Source organism: Candidatus Palauibacter polyketidifaciens (assembly GCF_947581785.1).
GTDB lineage: Bacteria > Gemmatimonadota > Gemmatimonadetes > Palauibacterales > Palauibacteraceae > Palauibacter > Palauibacter polyketidifaciens.
This window is the reverse complement of sequence record NZ_CANPVO010000015.1, coordinates 222,296-242,026: the sequence shown is the minus strand read 5'-3', so window position 1 is coordinate 242,026 and position 19,731 is coordinate 222,296. Positions and strand designations below refer to the sequence as shown.

At 67.1% G+C, this 19,731-nt stretch carries 17 protein-coding genes and 2 rRNA genes; 16 read left to right on the top strand and 3 right to left on the bottom strand.

From position 1 onward, the window contains the following. Window positions 1-189: 189 nt before the first annotated feature. Together deoC and RN729_RS04600 are read left to right on the top strand one after the other, a co-directional pair. Complete coding sequence (deoC, locus tag RN729_RS04605; RefSeq protein ID WP_343218897.1) at window positions 190-1,140, top strand: deoxyribose-phosphate aldolase; 951 nt, start codon at window positions 190-192, stop codon at window positions 1,138-1,140. Window positions 1,141-1,179: 39 nt separating this feature from the next. Beyond that, window positions 1,180-3,609: an aldehyde dehydrogenase family protein gene (locus tag RN729_RS04600; RefSeq protein WP_310782501.1), complete on the top strand. Its 2,430-nt coding sequence runs from the start codon at window positions 1,180-1,182 to the stop codon at window positions 3,607-3,609. A gap of 3 nt (window positions 3,610-3,612) precedes the next feature. Here RN729_RS04600 and thiD read toward each other — a convergent pair whose 3' ends face one another. Beyond that, window positions 3,613-4,422 (bottom strand): bifunctional hydroxymethylpyrimidine kinase/phosphomethylpyrimidine kinase, encoded by an 810-nt coding sequence (thiD, locus tag RN729_RS04595; RefSeq protein ID WP_310782599.1) that lies wholly within the window; start codon window positions 4,420-4,422, stop codon window positions 3,613-3,615. Window positions 4,423-4,522: 100 nt separating this feature from the next. On the opposite strand from thiD, the gene RN729_RS04590 reads away from it, so the two are divergent. After that, window positions 4,523-5,290 (top strand): RNA methyltransferase, encoded by a 768-nt coding sequence (locus RN729_RS04590; protein WP_310782500.1) that lies wholly within the window; start codon window positions 4,523-4,525, stop codon window positions 5,288-5,290. Next, the gene (locus RN729_RS04585) at window positions 5,287-6,096 is read left to right on the top strand and encodes a prepilin peptidase (RefSeq protein ID WP_310782499.1); all 810 of its coding nucleotides are present in this window, start codon (window positions 5,287-5,289) and stop codon (window positions 6,094-6,096) included. Before RN729_RS04590 ends, RN729_RS04585 begins: the two co-directional genes overlap by 4 nt. Here the strand turns inward: RN729_RS04585 and RN729_RS04580 are convergent. Further along, window positions 6,093-7,316 (bottom strand): hemolysin family protein, encoded by a 1,224-nt coding sequence (locus RN729_RS04580; protein ID WP_310782498.1) that lies wholly within the window; start codon window positions 7,314-7,316, stop codon window positions 6,093-6,095. The genes RN729_RS04585 and RN729_RS04580 overlap by 4 nt on opposite strands. 80 nt (window positions 7,317-7,396) lie before the next feature. Then, window positions 7,397-8,407, bottom strand: a complete 1,011-nt coding sequence (locus RN729_RS04575; protein WP_310782497.1) for a MoxR family ATPase — start codon at window positions 8,405-8,407, stop codon at window positions 7,397-7,399. 233 nt (window positions 8,408-8,640) lie between these two features. On the opposite strand from RN729_RS04575, the gene RN729_RS04570 reads away from it, so the two are divergent. From RN729_RS04570 to rrf, 12 genes are all read left to right on the top strand, one after another. Beyond that, a complete protein-coding gene (locus RN729_RS04570) occupies window positions 8,641-8,955 on the top strand; it encodes an AtpZ/AtpI family protein (protein ID WP_310782496.1) in 315 nt (104 codons plus the stop codon). Next, complete coding sequence (locus tag RN729_RS04565; protein ID WP_310782495.1) at window positions 8,952-9,365, top strand: hypothetical protein; 414 nt, start codon at window positions 8,952-8,954, stop codon at window positions 9,363-9,365. Before RN729_RS04570 ends, RN729_RS04565 begins: the two co-directional genes overlap by 4 nt. After that, a complete protein-coding gene (gene atpB, locus RN729_RS04560; protein ID WP_310782494.1) occupies window positions 9,355-10,350 on the top strand; it encodes a F0F1 ATP synthase subunit A in 996 nt (331 codons plus the stop codon). Before RN729_RS04565 ends, atpB begins: the two co-directional genes overlap by 11 nt. A 99-nt stretch (window positions 10,351-10,449) precedes the next feature. Beyond that, window positions 10,450-10,707 (top strand): ATP synthase F0 subunit C, encoded by a 258-nt coding sequence (locus tag RN729_RS04555; protein ID WP_310782493.1) that lies wholly within the window; start codon window positions 10,450-10,452, stop codon window positions 10,705-10,707. Next, on the top strand, window positions 10,704-11,258 hold the full coding sequence (gene atpF / locus RN729_RS04550; RefSeq protein WP_310782492.1) for a F0F1 ATP synthase subunit B: 555 nt from the start codon (window positions 10,704-10,706) through the stop codon (window positions 11,256-11,258). The genes RN729_RS04555 and atpF overlap by 4 nt, the downstream gene beginning before the upstream one ends. 7 nt (window positions 11,259-11,265) lie before the next feature. Continuing rightward, window positions 11,266-11,799, top strand: a complete 534-nt coding sequence (gene atpH / locus RN729_RS04545) for an ATP synthase F1 subunit delta (RefSeq protein ID WP_310782491.1) — start codon at window positions 11,266-11,268, stop codon at window positions 11,797-11,799. A 50-nt stretch (window positions 11,800-11,849) separates the two neighbouring features. Next, the gene (gene atpA, locus RN729_RS04540; protein ID WP_310782490.1) at window positions 11,850-13,463 is read left to right on the top strand and encodes a F0F1 ATP synthase subunit alpha; all 1,614 of its coding nucleotides are present in this window, start codon (window positions 11,850-11,852) and stop codon (window positions 13,461-13,463) included. After that, the gene (gene atpG / locus RN729_RS04535; protein ID WP_310782489.1) at window positions 13,460-14,326 is read left to right on the top strand and encodes an ATP synthase F1 subunit gamma; all 867 of its coding nucleotides are present in this window, start codon (window positions 13,460-13,462) and stop codon (window positions 14,324-14,326) included. The genes atpA and atpG overlap by 4 nt, the downstream gene beginning before the upstream one ends. A 62-nt stretch (window positions 14,327-14,388) precedes the next feature. Beyond that, a complete protein-coding gene (gene atpD, locus RN729_RS04530; protein ID WP_310782488.1) occupies window positions 14,389-15,825 on the top strand; it encodes a F0F1 ATP synthase subunit beta in 1,437 nt (478 codons plus the stop codon). Beyond that, window positions 15,822-16,109 (top strand): F0F1 ATP synthase subunit epsilon, encoded by a 288-nt coding sequence (locus RN729_RS04525; RefSeq protein WP_310782487.1) that lies wholly within the window; start codon window positions 15,822-15,824, stop codon window positions 16,107-16,109. Before atpD ends, RN729_RS04525 begins: the two co-directional genes overlap by 4 nt. A gap of 177 nt (window positions 16,110-16,286) precedes the next feature. Further along, window positions 16,287-19,312 (top strand): 23S ribosomal RNA (locus RN729_RS04520). Between the two features lie 78 nt (window positions 19,313-19,390). After that, window positions 19,391-19,507, top strand: a 5S ribosomal RNA gene (gene rrf, locus RN729_RS04515). Window positions 19,508-19,731 lie beyond the last annotated feature (224 nt).

The following is a 19,731-nucleotide window of genomic DNA, read 5'->3' as shown; positions in this document are numbered from 1 at the left end:
CCTCCGGGCGGAAGGTACATTCGCCTGAGCTCGGCGTCCTAACGATATTCCAACGATGGACATCTTCCAGCGATCATCGGAACCCGCGGACGAATCATGACGAGAGCGGCGAAACGCGGCGTCACGCCCGCAGATGCGGCTTCGTCGTCCCTGGGCGTCTTCGCCGGAGCGGATGCCGATGTCGTTCCCATGCGGGGGCGCAATGCCGGAACGCCGCTCGATCTCGATCTGATCCGGGGGCAGGCCGCGAACCGCAGTGCGATCGAGCGCCGGGCCGCGACGCTGGGGAAGCGCCGCAGCGTCAAGAAAGAATGGCAGGCCGCCTGGCTCCTCCGCGCCGTGACGATGATCGACCTCACGACGCTCGCCGGCGACGATACCCCGGGACGGGTGGCCCGCCTCGCGGCCAAGGCCCGCCAGCCTGTGCGCCCCGACCTCCTCCGCGCGCTGGAAGTGGAAGATCTCGGCCTGCGCGTGGCCTCCGTCTGCGTGTATCCGACGATGGTTCCGGCCGTCGTGGAAGCGCTCGCCGGCCACGACATCCCGGTGTGCGCGGTCGCCGCCGGCTTCCCCGCCGGACTCACCCCGTTCGCGCAGCGCGTCGAGGAGATCCACGAAGCGGTCGAGGCCGGGGCGCGCGAGATCGACATCGTCATCACCCGCCGCCACGCGCTCACCGGCGACTGGCAGGCGCTGTACGACGAGGTCCGCGCCTTCCGCGAGGCGTGCGGCGAGGCCCACCTGAAGACGATCATGGCCACGGGCGAGCTCGGGAGCCTGCGCAACGTCGCCCGCGCGAGCTGGACGTGCATGATGGCTGGAGCCGACTTCATCAAGACCTCGACCGGCAAGGAGAAGGTCAACGCGACGCTCCCCGTCGGGCTCGTGATGGCGCGCGCGACCCGCGCCTACCGCCAGCTCTCCGGCTTCCACGTGGGCCTGAAGCCGGCTGGCGGCATCGGAAAGGCGAAGCAGGCGATCGAGTGGCTGATCATGGTCAAGGAGGAACTGGGCGGGGCATGGCTCCACCGGTCGCTGTTCCGCTTCGGCGCGAGTTCGCTGCTCGCGGACATCGAACGCCAGTTGGAGCACCACGTGACGGGGCGGTACTCCGCATACCACCGGCATCCGCTCGGATAAGGCCGGTGGTGAGGTCGGGTTGAGAGGGGGTTGAGGGAGATGCCGAAGATCGCGGAACTGTTCGAGACGATGGAGTACGGTCCCGCCCCGGAGGCCGCGGACGAGGCGCGGGCGTGGATCGCCGAACGGGGGCCCCGCTTCGGGCACTACATCGGCGGCGCCTGGTGCGAACCGGCGGACGGGGAGTTCTTCGCGACGCTCGACCCAAGCAACGAGGAGCAGCTGGGCGAGATCGCGCAGGGCAGCCCCGGCGATGTGAACCGCGCGGTGGCGGCGGCGCGGGCGGCCCAGGCGGCCTGGCGTGACCTCGGAGGACACGGACGGGCGCGCTACCTGTACGCGATCGCCCGTCATCTGCAGAAGCACTCGCGACTCTTCGCGACGCTCGAGACCCTCGACAACGGGAAGCCCATCCGCGAATCGCGCGACATCGACATTCCGCTCGTCGCGCGGCACTTCTACCACCACGCGGGCTGGGCCCAGCTCATGGACGCCGAACTCGCGGACTGCGAGCCGCTCGGCGTCGCGGGTCAGATTATCCCCTGGAACTTCCCGCTCCTCATGCTCGCGTGGAAGATTGCGCCCGCCCTCGCGACCGGGAACGCCGTCGTCCTCAAGCCCGCCGAGTTCACATCGCTGACCGCGCTCCGGTTCGCGGAACTCTGCCGCGAGATCGATCTCCCGCCGGGTGTCGTGAACATCGTCACCGGCGATGGCCGCACCGGCGCCGCGATCGTCGAACATCCGGACGTCGACAAGATCGCCTTCACGGGCTCGACGGAGGTCGGGCGCCTCATCCGCGAAGCGACCGCCGGGACCGGTAAGAAGATCTCGCTGGAACTCGGCGGGAAGTCGCCCTTCCTCGTCTTCGACGACGCGGACCTCGACAGCGTGGTCGAGGGCGTGGTCGACGCGATCTGGTTCAACCAGGGCCAGGTGTGCTGCGCCGGCTCGCGCATCCTCGCCCACGAAGGGATCGCCGACGCGCTTGCCGACCGGCTGCGCGCCCGCATGGAGACTCTCCGCATGGGGGCTCCGCTCGACAAGGGCGTCGACATCGGCGCGATCATCGCCCCGGTCCAGTTGAAGAAGATCGAGTCGCTCGTCGAGGAGGGCCGCGAGGAGGGTGCGGCGATCTGGCAACCGTCCTGGAGCGTGCCTAGGGACGGCTGGTTCTATCCGCCCACCCTGTGCACCGACGTGTCGCCGGCCGCGCGGATCGCACAGGTCGAGATCTTCGGTCCCGTCGTGGTTCAGATGACGTTCCGCACGCCCGACGAGGCGGTCGCGCTCGCGAACAACACGCGCTACGGCCTCGCGGCGAGCGTCTGGACCGAGAACGTGAACCTCGCCCTCGACATCGCTTCGCAGATCAAGGCGGGGACGGTCTGGATCAACTGCACGAACGTGTTCGATGCCGCCTCCGGGTTCGGCGGCTACCGCGAGAGCGGATTCGGCCGCGAGGGCGGCCGGGAAGGACTCCGCGAGTATGTCCGCCGGAACCCGGAGCCGGTGGAGCCGACCCCCGAAAAGCACGCGGAGACCGCGGAAGATGACGGACGGGAAGAGGCGCGCGACGGGCGCGGAGACGCCAGCGAGACGGCCCGGGCACCCGCGGCGCCGATGCCCACGATAGACCGGACGGCGAAGCTCTACATCGGTGGGCGGCAGGCCCGGCCGGACGGCGGCTACAGCCTCGAAGTCCTCGACTACAGAGGACGCGCCGCGGGAGATGTGGCCCGCGCAAACAGAAAGGACGCGCGCAACGCGGTCGAGGTGGCGCTCGCCACGGGCTGGGCCCGCACGACGGCCCACCTGCGGGCGCAGATCCTCTACTACCTGGGCGAGAATCTCAACGCCCGCCGGACGGCGTTCGAGGACCGGCTGCGCGCGCTCACCGGTTGCGATGCGGAAGCGGCGGGGCGGGAGGTCGAAGCGTCCGTGCGCCGCCTCTTCACCTACGCGGCGTGGGCGGACAAGTGGGACGGGGCCGTCCACCGGACGCCCTTCCGCAACGTGACGCTCGCCATGCCCGAACCGCTGGGCGTGATGGCGGTCGTCTGTCCGCCGGAGCCCGGCCTCCTGGGCTTCATCTCCACCGTGATCCCGCCGGTCGCGCTCGGGAACTCCGTCGTCGCCGTCGCCTCGGAGCGCTGGCCGCTCCTCGCCACCGACTTCCAACAGGTGATCGAGACCTCTGACGTGCCTCCGGGGGTCATCAACATCCTTACAGGCCTCGAGGAGGAATTGCGGCCCACCCTCTCCGGCCACGCTGCGGTGGATGGGATGTGGTACTTCGGGACGGCAGAGGGGGCCGCCGACGTGGAGCGCCGCTCCGCCTCCAATCTGAAGTGCACGTGGACGGAGGCCATCCGCCGGCGGGACTGGTTCGGTGCCGGCGGCGAGGGACGGGAGTTCCTCCGGCACGCCTCCCAGATCAAAAACATCTGGGTTCCGTACGGAGAGTAATCTTCAGTCGCGGGAGCCGGCGCCGGGGTCGGCCCAGTGATCCAGGGGGCCGCGGCCGGAGCCGAGACCCGGCGCCGCGGCGATGGCGGCATGAGTGAAGGCGAGCCCTCGTTCGATCGCCGGTTCGAGGGCGAGCCCCGAGGCCATCCCCGCCGTGATCGCGGCCGAGAGCGTGCAACCGGTCCCGTGGGTCTCCGTCGTCCGGATGCGGGGCGTCCGCCACACGCGCTCGCGATTCCCGTCCCGGAACAGGTCGACGACCTCCTCGCCGTCCAGGTGCCCGCCCTTCACGAGCACGGCCCCGGCTCCGCGCGCGAGGATGGCGCTCGCGGCCGCCGGCATGTCGGCTTCTGTGCTCACGGTCCGTCCGGCCAGGATCTCGGCCTCCGGCAGGTTCGGCGTGACGAGGGCGGCGAGAGGCAGGAGTTCCTCGACGATGGCGGCGACGGCGGCCGGGTCGAGCAGCCGGTCGCCGCTCGTCGCCACCATCACGGGATCGACGACCAGCGGCGCTTCAAAGCCATGCAGCCCCGCGACGACGGCCCGCACGATGTCCTCCTGGGCGAGCATCCCCGTCTTCGCGGCCCCCGGCGTGAGGTCCGCCCGCACCGATTCGATCTGGCCCCGCACGATCGACGGCTCGAGCGCCTGCACCGCCTGGACCCCGAGGGTGTTCTGCGCGGTCACGGCGGTAACCGCGCTCGTTCCGAACACGCCGAAGGCGTGGAAGGTCTTGAGGTCGGCCTGGATGCCGGCTCCGCCTCCCGAATCGCTTCCCGCGATCGTCAGGGCCGTCGCTCGGGCCGCTTTCATCGGGTTCACGCTCGACTCCGTTCAGGTCCGCAAGGTCGACAGGCTCGTTCCCGCGTGCGCCCCGATGACACCCCGTTGCGCCGCGGCGTAAAATAAGGGCATGCCGACGCGCGCGGAGATCAAGACCTGGCGGTCGCTGCACCGCGGAAAGGGACGCCGGGAAACCGGGTGTTTCCTGGCCGAGGGGCGGCGGCTCGTCGGCGAGATGCTCGAGTGGCCGGGCCGCACGGTCGCGGTGTTGCACGCGGACGCGGCCGGGGCCGAGCCGGACGTGAAGAAGTTGCTCGCGCGTGCGGCGGCCCGGGGCGAGCGCACCGAGGCGGTGCCCGAAGCCGTCGTCCGGACCCTGGCGGATGCCGCCACGCCCCAGCCCATCCTCGCGGTCGGCGAGATCCCGGCGTACGGCTGGGACGACGTGGGCGAGGGCGCGATCGTGCTTCTCGACGGCGTGCAGGATCCGGGCAACGTCGGCACCCTCCTGCGCACCGCGCTCGCGCTCGGAGCGGCCGCCGTGATCGGCGTCGGGGAGACTGCGGATCCCTGGGGGCCGAAGGCGCTGCGGGCCTCGGCGGGAGCGTCGTTCCGCGGCCCCGTCTTCCGCGCGGACGCCCGGGAGGCGGTGGAGCGGCTCGCCGAGCGGGGGATCCCGATATGGGTCGCCGCAGCCGATGCCCCGCCGCTCGAGGGGCCATCTCCCGGACCTGTGGCGCTCACACTGGGGAGCGAGGCACACGGCGTCTCCGCCTCTCTCCGCGCCGTCGCCGACCGCGCCGTCTCCGTGCCGCTCGCCGGCGGCGTGGAGTCGCTGAACGTGGCGTCGGCCGGCGCCATCCTGCTCGACCGTTTGCTGGCCCGGACACCCGATTGACGGGCGCCGCTACCCTGGGCGCGGCCGCCGTGCTCGGCGCGGCGCTCGGCTCCTTCCTCAACGTGTGCATCACGCGTCTGCCCGCCGGAGGCAGCGTCGTGGGTCCGCGCAGCCGCTGCCCGGCATGCGGGGCGACGATCCGCTGGCGCGACAATCTCCCCGTCCTCTCCTGGTTGCTCCTGCGGCGACGGTGCCGCGACTGCGGCGTCCCCATCTCCTGGCGCTACCCGGCCATCGAGGTCGCGACCGCTCTGGTCTGGGGAGGCATGGCCTGGGCATACGGCGCGTCGCCCACGGCGCTGGCGGGCGCGGTCCTCTTCACCCTGCTCATCGGAATCGCGGTCATCGATGCGCGCCACTACATCATCCCCGATGAGCTGTCGCTCGGGGGGTGTGCCGCGGGCCTCGCCCTCTCCGCGCTCCCGGGATCGACGACGCCGCTTGCGGCGGTTGCCGGGGCGGCGCTCGGGTTCGCAATTCTCTACCTGGTCGGTTGGTTGGGCGAGAAGGTGCTCCGGAAGCCGGCGCTCGGCGGCGGCGACGTGAAGATGATGGCGATGGTGGGAGCGTTCCTCGGGCCCGCCGGCGCCCTTCTCACGATCTTCATGGGAGCGCTCGCCGGGTCCATCGTCTTCGGGCCCATCGCACTTCGCACCGGGAGGCCCGTGCCCTTCGGAACCTTCCTCTCGCTCGGCGCGGCCCTCGCGTTCCTGTTCGGCGACGCCCTGTTCGACTGGTACCTGCGATCGGCCGCACCGGGCCCTGCGGCGACGCCGCCGCCGGATCTTGCCGCGGCGCCGCGCTAGCGGCGGCGGATGCGGGCCCGCGTCACCTGCGTGTCCGTGCCCGCGACGACCCGGATTCGAACATCGCCATGTTCGACGGTCTCTCCCGCGGCCGGAACCCGGCCCAGTACGCCGAGCAGGAACCCGTTCAGTGAGCGGTACTCGTCCACCGGAAACGAAGTGCCGAAGGCATCGTTGATCTCGCGGAGCTCCGCCCCGGCGTCCACGGCGATCTCGTCCCGCCGGAGCCGGATGATCGGCTCCGGCGGCAGGTCGGTCTCGTCCACGATGTCGCCGACGAGTTCCTCGAGGATGTCCTCGAGCGTCACGAGCCCGTCGAGCCCGCCGTGTTCATCTACAACGAGCCCCATGTGCACGCGTCGCGCCCGGAACTGCTCGAGCAGTTCGATGAGGGTGATCGTATCCGGGACGAAGTAGGGTTCGCGGGCGATGCTCGAGAGCGCTGCGTCCTGCTGGCCGCCGAGCAGCGCCCGGTACGCCTCCGTGCGGTACAGCACGCCCGTCACGTCATCGAGCGATTCGCCGTACACGGGGATCCGGCTGAAGCGCACGTCGGCGAGCTCGTCCGCGATGTCACCGAGGCTGCGCGAGTCCTCCCAGGCGAGGATCTCGACCCTGGGAGTCATGATCTCCCTCGCCCGCAGGCGGTCCAGAGTGAACACGCGGTCGATGAACTGGCGCTCGTGCGCTTCGATGTCGCCCGACTGATGCCCGAGGCGCACCATGGAGCGGATCTCCCACTCGCTCACGTGCGTGTCGCCGCCGCCGTCGGGCAGCACCCGTCGCGCGAGCCATTCGAGCGGGAGGATGACCGGCAGGAGCAGGCGCCCCAGGCCCGCGAGAAACGGGGCGGCCCACAGCGACAGCCGGTCCGCGTGGCGCGCCGCGAAGCTCCGCGGCGTGATCTCTCCGAAGAACAGGACCAGGAGGGTCATGGCGCCCGCGGCGAGCCCCACCCCCGCGGAACCGAAACGTTCGGTCGCCGCGTAGGTCGTGGCCGCCGCGGCCCCGATCCTGGCGCCGTTGTTCCCGATCCGGAGGATGATGAGCAGGCGCTCGGGGTTTCGCTTCAGCCTCTCGAGCGCGCGCGCTCCCGGACGCTTGGCGCGTACCAGGGCCCGGACCCGGGGTTCTCCGAGCGAAAAGAGTGCGATCTCCGCGCCGGAGAAGACCCCGGAGAGGATGAGAAGGAAGACGAGCAGCGCGAAGGTGCCGGTCACGGACGGGGGACTCCGGCCCGAGCCTCACGGCCCGCGCGAACGGTCGACCAGCGCTGCGTACTGTCGGTTTCGTCCAACGTCTACCAGCCGCGGCTGTGTTCGATCAACTCCGCGACGATGTCGTCCGCGGTCTTCCCTTCGGCCTCCGCCTCGAATCCCGGAACCACCCGATGCCGGAGCACGGCGGGCGCAACCGCCCGCACGTCGTCGAGATTGGGGGCGGGGCGGCCATCGAGCGCCGCCCGCGCCTTCGCCGCCAACACCGTGTGCTGCGAGGCCCGAGGCCCGGCGCCCCAGCTGACCATGCGGCGCACGAATTCCGGCGCGGAAGCCTCGCGGGGCCGCGTGGCGCGCGCCAGCCGCACCGCGTAGCCGACCACCGATTCCGAGGCCGGAACCCTCTGCACGAGCGCCTGGTAATCGAGAAGCTGGCCCGCCGTCACGACGGGGTTCACCTGGGCGGGCGGTCCGCTCGCCGCCATGTCCGCGATGACCGACTCCTCCTCCGCCGTCGGATACCCGATCCGAAGCTCGAACATGAAGCGGTCGAGCTGGGCTTCGGGCAGCGGATACGTTCCCTCCTGCTCGATCGGGTTCTGCGTCGCGAGGACGAAGAACGGGCGGCCCAGCGGGAACGTCTCGTTGCCGACCGTGACCTCCCCCTCCTGCATCGCCTGCAGAAGGGCGGCCTGCGTCTTGGGCGGCGTCCGGTTGATCTCGTCCGCCAGGATCACATCCGCGAAGATCGGCCCCCGGACGAAGGCGAAGCGGCGCTCCCCCGTGCGCTGATCGTCCTGCAGCACCTCCGTCCCGGTGATATCCGAGGGCATGAGGTCCGGTGTGAACTGGATCCGGCTGAATTCCAGGTGAAGCGCTTCGGCGAGCGTCGAGACGAGCAGCGTCTTGGCCAGGCCGGGGACGCCGACCAGGAGCGCGTGTCCATCGGCGAGCAGCGTGATGAGCAGCTTCTCGACGATCTCCCGTTGCCCGATGATCCGCTTCCCGACTTCCTCCTCGATCCGAAGCCGGGCGTGACCCAGTTCCTCGAGCAGCCGAACGTCATCCGTCTCGACCTTTCGACCGGCTTCCAAGACTCAATCGGCTCCAGGCGTGAGGGGGGCCGCGGGAATGCGAGACCCGGGCGTCGGCGAGGCCATTTCGGAGTTGACCAGAGGCCTTCAATATGGTGGCAGCAACCTAGGCCTTCTCTGCCCAGCGTCAAGCGAAACCGGCATTGCGAAATTTTTCACAAGCGGACAGATTGGGCTTGGGAAATTTTTCACAAGCGGTCGGCGTGGGGCTCTGACGACGGAGATGTATCCCCATGTACCAGCCGCCTCCCGGTTCGACAAACCGGCCGGAACCCGAGAAACCACAGGGGAGCATCGGCCGCCGGTACGCGAAGGCGGCGGGCTCGGAATTCGCGAGCCTCGGCATCGCGATGGGCCTGGCGATTGCGCTCCTCGCCGTTGGCGGCAACTGGCTCGACGACCGTCTCGGGACCGCGCCTCTCTTCGTGCTCCTCGGAGTGTTCGCGGGGTTCGCGGGAGGCTGCTACAGCATGTTCGGCCGGCTGGCCGCGCAGCGCGACGGCTCCGGGGCCGATGAGACGGACGGGGAGGCGGACGGCAGGAAGTGAAGAGATTTCCCGCCGGTTGGACGCGGCGTACGCCGACCTATGCGCTGGCCACGTTGGGGCTCGCGGCGGTGGCGGCCGCGTGGCTGCAGGACGGCGAGCGCACGTGGGGGATCGCGACGGCCTGGCTGATTCAGGTGGTGGCGGTCTGGCCTCTGAACCGGGCGCTCCTGGAGGGACGGCGGGCGACCCGGCCCTGGATGACCGGGATCGGCCTCCGCATGGGAGGGCTGGTCGTGACGGGCGGACTCGCATGGACGGGGTCGGCGACGCCCGACCTGCCCATCGCGTACGGACTCGCCATGCTGGTGCTGTTGTGGACGGAAGCCTTGTGGCTCGCGCTCGCGCGCACGAAGAGCAAGAAGACCAACTCGACACGGAACGCACAACCGGATGAACCCGGTGCTCGATAGATCGATGGCCCCCTTCCGAAATCTCGGCGGCTGGCTCCAGGAGCACGCCGCTCCCGTGGCTGCGTCCGCCCAGGAACACCACGGCGAAGCCGCCGCGGCGGGCGAGCACGCCGAGGAGTGGGGCACCGAGGTCATGATGCACCACGTCGTGGACTCGAACATCTGGGAGTTCAAGCCGTTCGGCGAGATCCATCTCCCGGAGTTTCCTCCGTTGCCGTTCGAGATCGCGGGTCACCCGATCGACCTCTCGATCACGAAGCATGTGCTGTTCCTGATGTTCGCGACCGTCCTCACGATCGTGACGATGTTCCTTGCCGCGCGCTCGACGGAGCGGCTCGAGGAGGGCGAGAAGGCGCCCGGAGGGCTCCTCAACGGGATCGAGGCTTTCTATCTCTACCTGAGAGATGATGTCGTGATGGCCAACATCGGCCGCGGCGGAGAGAGGTTCGTCCCCCTCGTCATCACCTTCTTCTTCTTCATCCTCTATGCGAACCTGCTCGGCCTCATCCCCTTCGGCGCGACGGCGACGGGGAACATCATGGTCACGGCCGCCCTCGCGATCATCGCGCTTGTCGTGATCGAGACGGCGGGGTTCATCGCCCTCGGCCCGCTGGGCTACGCGAAGACCGTCTTCTTCCTCCCGCCCGGCTTGCCCGGGCCGCTGAAGCCGGTCACGCTGCTCATCATGGCCCCGGTCGAACTCATCGCGAAGTTCTCGAAGATCATGGCTCTCGCGATCCGGCTCTTCGCCAACATGACGGCGGGACACTTCGTCATCCTCGCCTTCATGGGTCTCATCCTCACCTACGGCTCGATGGTCGGCCAGGGAATTTTCGGAACGACGGTCGGCGCCGCGACGATTCTGGGGTCCATGGGCCTCGCGCTGTTCGTAATGATGCTGGAGATCTTCATCGCGCTTCTTCAGGCTTACATCTTCGCGATGCTGGTCTCGGTATTCATCGGGTTGATTCGCCACGCGCACTGATCCGGAAGGGTCCGCGGGCAACTTCCGCGCCGGGGAGGCGCGGATGGAACGGGGGGTGTCGTCCGAACCCCCGACTGAGAAAGGGAACTGGAGCAAACGATGCTGAACATGTTGACGCTGCTGCAGGGCATGTCGACGGGAGACGGCCTCGCGATCGGTCTCGCCATCGTCGGGGGCGGGCTCTCCGTGCTCGGAGCCGGTATCGGAATCGGTCTCATCGGCGGGCGCATGACGGAAGCGATGGCCCGCCAGCCCGAGGAGGCGCAGACCATCCAGACGGCCGCGATCGTGCTGGCCGTGTTCATCGAGGGTGTGGCGCTGTTCGGACTCGTGATCGCCGGCTTCATCCGCGGATGATGCGTTCGCCCGGGGTCGCCGGCTGCTGCGGGCTCGCTACGCCGACGGCGCTGGCGGCCCAGACGGAGACCGGGATCTTCTCGCTCAATCTGGGACTCTTCGTCTGGACGGTGATCCTGTTCGGGCTCACGCTCCTCGTCCTGGCGAAGTGGGTCTTTCCGCTCATCGCGGGCGGACTTGAGCAGAGGCACGCGAAAATCCAGGGCGCGATCGACGATGCCCTCTCCGCGCGCGACGAGGCGAAGGGGCTGCTCTCGCAGCAGGAGGCCGCGCTCGAAGCGGCCCGCAGCGAAGCTCGCGAGATGCTCGAGAGCGCGCGGCAGCACGCCGACGGTCTTCGCAAGGAGATGCTGGAGGAGGCGCGGGCTCAGCAGTCGCAGATGCTCGACGACGCGCGCCGCGAGATCGGTCATGAGCGGGACCGCCTGCGCGAGGAGATCCGGCGGGATGCCGTGGATCTCGCGCTGGCAGCCTCCGAGCGGCTGATCAGGACGCGGCTGGACGCCGAAGAGAACCGGCGCCTGGTCCACGACTTCGTGTCGGACGTCTAGCGGAGCGATGAGCGCGTCGGCGGTGGCCCGCAACTACGCGGCGACCCTCTTCGAACTCGCGGCCCGGGACGGGAGCGAGGCCGAGTACGGGCGGCTGATCGAAGAGATCGGGGACCTGTACGCGAACGTCCCGGACTTCCAGCGCTTCCTCGAAGTGCCCGCGGTGTCGCTGTTCGAGAAGAAGGAGGCGATTCAGGCGGCTCTTGCCGAAAGGGCGCCGGATCTCTTCGTCCGCTTTCTGCTCATCATCCTGGATCGCCACCGACAGCGGGCCCTCCCCGGGATCGCGCGCGCCTACCGCGACCTTCTGGACGAGAGGGCGGGACGTGTCCGCGCCACGGTGACGCTGCCCTTCGAGGCGGATGACCGCGTCCGGAGCGAGGTCGTTTCGGCGCTCGAGCGGCGCTTCGAGCGGGAGGTCGTCCCGGAGTTCCACGAGGACCCGAAGATTCTGGGTGGCGTGATCATCCGCGTCGGCGACGAGTTGCTGGACGCCTCGCTGCGGCGGCAACTCGAACAGATGCGGCGCGAACTGTACTGAGACGCTCGGTAGCGAAACGCTCGGTAACGAAAAACAGAGAAGAGAAGACGATGACAGGTTTCGACAGCTCCCTTCGAGCGAGCGAGATCAAGAAGGCCCTGCTCGAGCAGATCGACCGCTACGAGGAGGAACTCCGGGTCGAAGAGGTGGGCGAGGTCCTCGAGGTGAAGGACGGCGTGGCCCGCATCTGGGGCCTCTCCACGTGCGTCGCGAACGAGATGCTGGAGATCACGTCCCGCGACACCGGGGTCTCCGTGATCGGTCTCGCCTCGAACCTCGAGGAAGACAACATCGGCGCCGTGATCCTCGGCGATTACCTGGCCCTCAAGGAGGGAGATCCGGTGCGCCGCACCGGCCGCGTCCTCTCCGTGCCCGTCGGCCCGGAGATTCTCGGCCGCGTCGTGGACACGCTGGGGCAGCCGCGCGACGGCCGCGGGCCGATCGAGTCCGTCACCTACATGAAGGTCGACCGTAAGGCGCCCGGCATCGTGTACCGCCAGCCGGTGAACGAGCCGCTCCAGACGGGCCTCAAGGCGATCGACTCGATGATTCCGATCGGCCGCGGCCAGCGGGAGCTGATCATCGGGGACCGGGGCACGGGCAAGACGGCTGTGGCGATCGACGCGATCATCAACCAGAAGGGCGAGGACGTCGTCTGCGTCTACTGCGCGATCGGGCAGAAGGGCTCGACCGTCGCCGGCATCGTCGAAAGGCTCCGCGAAGAGGGCGCGCTCGACTACACGGTCGTGGTCGCCGCGAACGCGTCGGAGCCCGCGCCGATGCAGTTCATGGCCCCCTACGCCGCGTGCGCGATCGGCGAGTACTTCATGTACGAGGAGGGGAAAGCCGTCCTCGTCATCTACGACGACCTCACGAAGCAGGCCGACGCCTACCGCGAGGCGTCGCTCATCCTGCGGCGTCCGCCGGGGCGCGAGGCATACCCGGGCGATGTCTTCTATCTGCACAGCCGCCTGCTCGAGCGGGCGGCCAAGATCAGCAATGATCCCGAGGCGATCGCCGGCCACCCGGACATCAGGAAGCCCGGCGGTTCGCTGACCGCGCTCCCGATCATTCAGACGGCGGCCGGCGACGTGTCCGCCTACATCCCGACGAACGTCATCTCGATCACCGACGGCCAGATCTTCCTCGAAACCGACCTCTTCTACTCGGGCGTGCGCCCGGCGGTGAACGTGGGGATCTCGGTCTCGCGCGTGGGCGGAAACGCCCAGATCAAGGCGATGAAGAAGGTCGCCGGACGTCTGCGGCTCGACCTGGCGCAGTTCCGTGAGATCGAAGCCTTCGCGCAGTTCGGCACGGAACTGGATGCCGCGACGCAGCGGCAGCTGGACCGGGGCCGGCGCACCGTGGAGATCCTGAAGCAGGGCCAGTACGAGCCGATGCCGGTCGAGGAGCAGGTGATGGTGATCTTCGCGGCCACCCAGGGGTTCCTGGACGCCCTGGACGTGTCGCGGATTCGCGGCTGGGAGGTCGGGTTCCTCGAGTACATGGGCACGAACCATCCGGAGGTCGGGGAGGCGATCCGGGCGGAGAACGTGATGTCGGACGAGACCGAAGCCGCGCTCCGCGAGGCGATCGAGTCCTATTCCGACACCTTCGTGCATGACGACGCCTCCCGAGGGGACGCCTCGGACGCCGCGGCATGAGCAAGTCGAGGGACATCTATCGGCGGATGAAATCCGTCGACAGCACGAAGAAGATCACGCGCACCATGGAGATGGTCGCGACCGCCAAGCTTGCGCAGGCGCAGGGGCGGGTGATTCGCGCACGTCCCTATTCGGCCGAACTGATGGACATGATCGCCCGGCTCGCCACGCCGGATCTGGCGGAGTCCCGGCCGCTTCTGCGCCAGCCCGCGCGCATCGAACGCGCCGCGGTGGTGCTCGTGACGAGCAATCGCGGGCTGTGCGGCGCCTTCAACGCGAATCTCATTCGCACCGCGCAGGCGCAGCTCGCCGAGCTGGAGGAAGCGGGAGCCCGGGTCGAGTTCCACGTCTACGGGAACAAGGGGATCTCGTACTTCCGGTTCCGCGGCGTCGAGATGGCGCACACGCGCAACGACCTGGGGGATCCTCCGACGACGGATGACGCCCGCGCGCTCATCGACGACCTGGCCGCCCGCTTCGTGGCCGGCGAGCTGGACGCCGTGCGGCTCGTCTTCGCGGAGTTCCGGAACATGGTGAGCACGCCCCCTTCGGTCCGGCAGGTGCTCCCGGTCGGCGTAGGGGAAGCGCGCAAGGGCCCGCAGCCCTTTTACATCCTGGACCCGTCGGAGGAGGCAATCCTCGACCACCTCCTGCCGCTCTATGTGACGAACTCGACATACAGCGCGCTCCTGGAGACGGCGGCGGCGGAGCAGGCGGCCCGCCGGACGGCGATGAAATCGGCGACGGACAACGCCAACGACTTCCTCGACAACCTGCGGCGGACGTACAACCGCGCCCGCCAAGCCGAGATCACGAATCAGATCGCGGAGATCATCGGCGGCGCGGACGCGTTGGACGGGTAACGGACGAACAGCGTACAGGGGCGGCGGCGCCCCCGAGAACCCGATAGCCATGAGGCTGACATATGTCTGAAGGATCGACCGAACGAGGCACCGGCAAGGTCGTGCAGGTCATCGGACCCACGATCGATGCGGAGTTCGAGCCCGAGCATTTGCCGGAGATCTACAACGCGCTCTCCGTGTCCTGGGAGGACGATGACGGGACCGTGCACGATCTCGTGTGCGAGGTGGCGCAGCACATCGGACGCAACCAGGTGCGCGCCGTCGCGATGGACGCGACGGACGGCGTGACGCGCGGGATGGAAGTCGTCGACACGGGACATCCCATCTCGGCGCCCGTCGGCGAGGCCTCGCTGGGCCGCATCCTCAATGTCCTCGGCGAGCCCGTGGACGAGCTGGGTCCGGTCGATGCGACGGAGCGATGGCCGATCCACCGCAAGTCGCCCACGCTGCAGAACCTCGAGCCGAAGACGGAGATCTTCGTCACCGGGATCAAGGTCGTGGATCTCATCGCCCCCTACGTGAAGGGCGGCAAGACGGGACTCTTCGGCGGCGCCGGTGTGGGCAAGACCGTCATCATCATGGAGCTCATCAACAACATCGCGCAGGAGCACGGTGGCCGCTCCGTCTTCTGCGGCGTCGGCGAGCGCACCCGGGAGGGGAACGACCTCTGGCTCGAGATGAAGGAATCGGGCGTCATCGACTCGACCGCGCTCATCTACGGGCAGATGAACGAGCCGCCGGGCGCGCGCCTGCGCGTGGGACTCACCGGCCTCACGGTGGCGGAGTACTTCCGCGAAGTGGAAGGGCTCGACGTCCTCCTCTTCATCGACAACATCTTCCGCTTCAGCCAGGCCGGGTCCGAGGTGTCCGCACTGCTCGGCCGCATGCCGAGCGCGGTGGGCTACCAGCCGACGCTCGCCACGGAGATGGGCAACCTCCAGGAGCGCATCACGTCGACCACGCGGGGCTCGATCACCTCGGTGCAGGCGATTTACGTGCCGGCGGACGACCTCACGGACCCGGCGCCGGCCGCGGCCTTCACGCACCTCGACTCCCAGACCGTCCTTTCGCGCCAGATCGCCGAACTCGGCATCTACCCGGCCGTGGACCCGCTCGACTCCAGCAGCCGCATCCTCAGCGAGCAGTTCCTGGGCGAGCGGCACTATCGCGTGGCGACCGCCGTGCAGCGCACGCTGCAGCGCTACAAGGATCTGCAGGACATCATCGCGATCCTGGGGATGGACGAACTCTCCGAGGAGGACAAGGTCATCGTGAACCGGGCCCGGCGGATCCAGAAGTTCCTGTCGCAGCCCTTCCACGTGGCCGAGCAGTTCACCGGCATCCCGGGTCGCTACGTTCCGCTGGAGACGACGATCGAGTCGTTCGAGCGGGTCGTCGAGGGCGAGTTCGACCACCTGCCGGAACAGGCTTTCTACATGGTCGGCGGGATCGAGGAAGCGATCGAGCAGGCGAAGAAGCTGGAGGCGGAGGCCGCATGACGGCGACGGCGTCCGCCGACCGGCGACTCAACGTCACGGTGATCTCACCGTCGGCCGCCGCCTTCTCCGGCGTCGCAACGTCGATCATCGCCCCCGCGCACGACGGCGAATTGGGAATTCTCTACGGCCACGCGCCCATGGTCGTCCTGCTGGGCGAGGGCCTGCTTCGCATCCGTACGGACGACGGCCCGCGCCGTTTCCGCGTTGCCCGGGGCTTCCTGCAGGTCCTCGACAACACGGTCGCCGTCCTCGCCGAAGAGGTCGAGCCGGCCGCGGAGAACTGACGCTTTCTCGCTCCGTGGCAGGTGCTTGACGCCCCTCCGAAACGACCCTATTTTATCCGTCTTCCCTGCGAGCGCCCTGGGGCGTCTTGCGGGGTCCGCTTTTTTGACAATCTGGTAGCGAGTGAGAGTGCTGGGCGCCGAGTGCGTCTGAGGTGCTTGATGCCGTCAACGAAGATGGATCAAGCGATCAAGGGCACAGGGTGGATGTCTAGGCACGGACTGGCGATGAAGGACGTGGCAAGCTGCGATAAGCCGGGGGTAGCTGCAAGCAAGCGTTAATCCCCGGATTTCCGAATGGGGAAACCCGGCCGGGGTGATGCCCGGTCATCCCTTCGCTGAATACATAGGCGTTGGGAAGCGAACCGAGGGAACTGAAACATCTAAGTACCTCGAGGAAGAGAAAACAACCGTGATTCCCTCAGTAGCGGCGAGCGAACGGGGAAGAGCCCAAACCATGGAGGTGTCAAGGCGGCAGCCGTTGCTTCCATGGGGTAGCAGGGTGGTTCGTGAGAGTCTGCCGGCTCTCGGAGCGTCGCGCGGCGGTGAGTCGAATCCGTCTGGAAAGCCAAGCCATAGAGGGTGACAGCCCCGTAGGCGAAGCCGACGTCGCGATCTCTGGATCATTCCTGAGTAGGTCGGGACACGTGAAATCCCGATTGAATCCGGCAGGACCACCTGCCAAGGCTAAATACACGTCCGTGACCGATAGCGAACGAGTACCGTGAGGGAAAGATGAAAAGTACGCCGGGAGGCGGGTGAAACAGATCCTGAAACCGTGTGCCTACAAGCGGTGGGAGCTCGACCCTCTCTTCGTGAGAGACGTCGGGTGACCGCGTGCCTTTTGCATTATGATCCGGCGAGTTGTTCCTCAGTAGCGAGGTTAAGCCGTTCAGCGGCGGAGCCGAAGCGAAAGCGAGTCTTAACTGGGCGTAAAGTTGCTGGGGACAGACCCGAAACCAGAGTGATCTATCCATGGCCAGGTTGAAGCGAGGGTAATGCTTCGTGGAGGACCGAACCGTTGTGGGTTGAAAACTGCTCGGATGAGCTGTGGATAGGGGTGAAAGGCCAATCAAACCTGGAGATAGCTGGTTCTCCCCGAAAGATATTTAGGTATCGCCTCTGAGTGTAGACTGCGGGAGGTAGAGCACTGGAAGGGCTAGGGCCCTAAACCGGGTACCAACCCCTACTAAACTCCGAATGCCCGTTAGTTGGTCTCAGGGAGGAAGTGCACGTGCGATAATGTTCGTGCGCGAGAGGGAAAGAGCCCAGACCTTCAGCTAAGGTCCCCAAGTGCTAGCTAAGTGACAAAGGTGGTGGATTTGCGGAGACAACTGGGAGGTTGGCTTAGAAGCAGCCATCCTTGAAAGAGTGCGTAATAGCTCACCAGTCAAGCGGATCTGCGCCGATAATGGTCGGGACTCAAGTTAGCCACCGAAGCTAAGGCTGCGCGCATCTGCGCGCGGGGTAGGGGAGCGTTGCCTGAGCTGTGAAGCGGGGCCGGAAGGCTACCCGTGGAGCGCAGGCAAGTGAGAATGCCGGAATGAGTACGCGAGAAACAAGGTGAGAACCCTTGTCGCCGTAAGCCCAAGGTTTCCTGAGCCATGCCAATCAGCTCAGGGTTAGTCGGCCCCTAAGGTGAGGCCGAAAGGCGTAGCCGATGGAAAACGGGTCAACATTCCCGTACCACACGATACTGCGCTTGAGTTCGCGGAGGGACGCAGAGGTGAAAGGTCCGTCGTTTCAATGGACATGAACGATGTAAGGAGGTAGGCGTTTCCGGGTAGGCAAATCCGCCTGGTGAAGCCGAGATCCGATGCCGAAGAAGTCTTCGGACTTCGCTAAGGGACCGTAATCGTACTGCCAAGAAAAGCTTCGTGAACGAGGAGTGCGTGTGACCGTACCGCAAACCGACACAGGTGGGCGAGGCGAGTAGCCTCAGGCGCTCGAGTGAGTCTTGGTTAAGGAACTCGGCAAAATGTCCCCGTAACTTAGGGAGAAGGGGAGCCGGCGGTAGGTGATCCTGCCTCGCGCAGGGGAGCCGAAATCGGCCGCAGAGAATCGGCCCAAGCGACTGTTTAGTAAAAACACAGGTGTCTGCAAAGTCGTCAAGACGACGTATAGGCACTGACGCCTGCCCGGTGCCGGAAGGTTAAATGGAAGGGTTAGCTTCGGCGAAGCTCTGAAATGAAGCCCCGGTAAACGGCGGCCGTAACTATAACGGTCCTAAGGTAGCGAAATTCCTTGTCGGGTAAGTTCCGACCTGCACGAATGGCGTAACGACTTGGGCACTGTCTCAACCAAGAGCTCGGCGAAATTGGAGTCTCGGTGAGGATACCGAGTACCCGCGGCAGGACAAAAAGACCCCGTGCACCTTTACTATAACCTGATATTGGGTTCGGGCACCGTCTGTGTAGGATAGGTGGGAGGCATTGAAACAGGGCCGCCAGGTTCTGTGGAGCCACTGGTGAAATACCACCCTTGCGATGTCTGGATTCTAACCTGGGGCCGTGAATCCGGTCTGGGAACAGTGTCAGGCGGGTAGTTTGACTGGGGCGGTCGCCTCCCAAAAGGTAACGGAGGCGCGCAAAGGTTCCCTCAGCGCGGTCGGCAATCGCGCGAAGAGTGCAAAGGCATAAGGGAGCTTGACTGTGAGACCGACGGGTCGAGCAGGAACGAAAGTTGGCCTTAGTGATCCGGCGGTTCCGAATGGAAGGGCCGTCGCTCAACGGATAAAAGGTACGCCGGGGATAACAGGCTTATCGCCCCCGATAGTTCACATAGACGGGGCGGTTTGGCACCTCGATGTCGGCTCATCGCATCCTGGGGCCGGAGAAGGTCCCAAGGGTCGGGCTGTTCGCCCGTTAAAGCGGTACGCGAGCTGGGTTTAGAACGTCGTGAGACAGTTCGGTCTGTATCCGCCGTGGGCGTTGGAGATTTGAGAAGAGCCGCTCCTAGTACGAGAGGACCGGAGTGGAGTGACCGCTGGTGTACCTGTTGTCCCGCCAGGGGCATCGCAGGGTAGCTATGTCGCGAAGGGATAACCGCTGAAAGCATCTAAGTGGGAAGCCTACTTCAAGATGAGATCTCCCGCACCGCAAAGGTGCCTGAAGGATCGCAGGAGACGACTGCGTAGATAGGCGGCAGGTGTAAGGCGTGTGAGCGTCTCAGCCGAGCCGTACTAATCATCCGTGAGGCTTGATCCATATCTTCCATATGAGGTCGATAAGCGCTTCAGCGCGCTCGATCGCCCTGCACTCGACTCGTTAGCCGGATCCCTGATTGCCGGCGGCTTTAGCGAGGGGGAAACACCTGGTCCCATCCCGAACCCAGCAGTTAAGCCCCTCAGCGCCGATGGTACTTGGGCGGGGACGCCCTGGGAGAGTAGGTCGCTGCCGGCGACTTTTTTGAAAACGCCTCGTGTCCGTTGCGGATGCGAGGCGTTTTCTGCATCGGGGTGGGAGAGGGCGAGGGGAGCCGTCGGCTCCCCTCGCCCTCCCGGCCGCCGGTGTGGGGGTAGACGAGGGGTCGTGATGCGGATCGTCGCGGGGGGGGGGGGCAGACCGCGGGTCGGGCGGACCGTGAATGCTGGGGCCGGGGAGGGGGAGGGTGTCGCCGGTAGCGC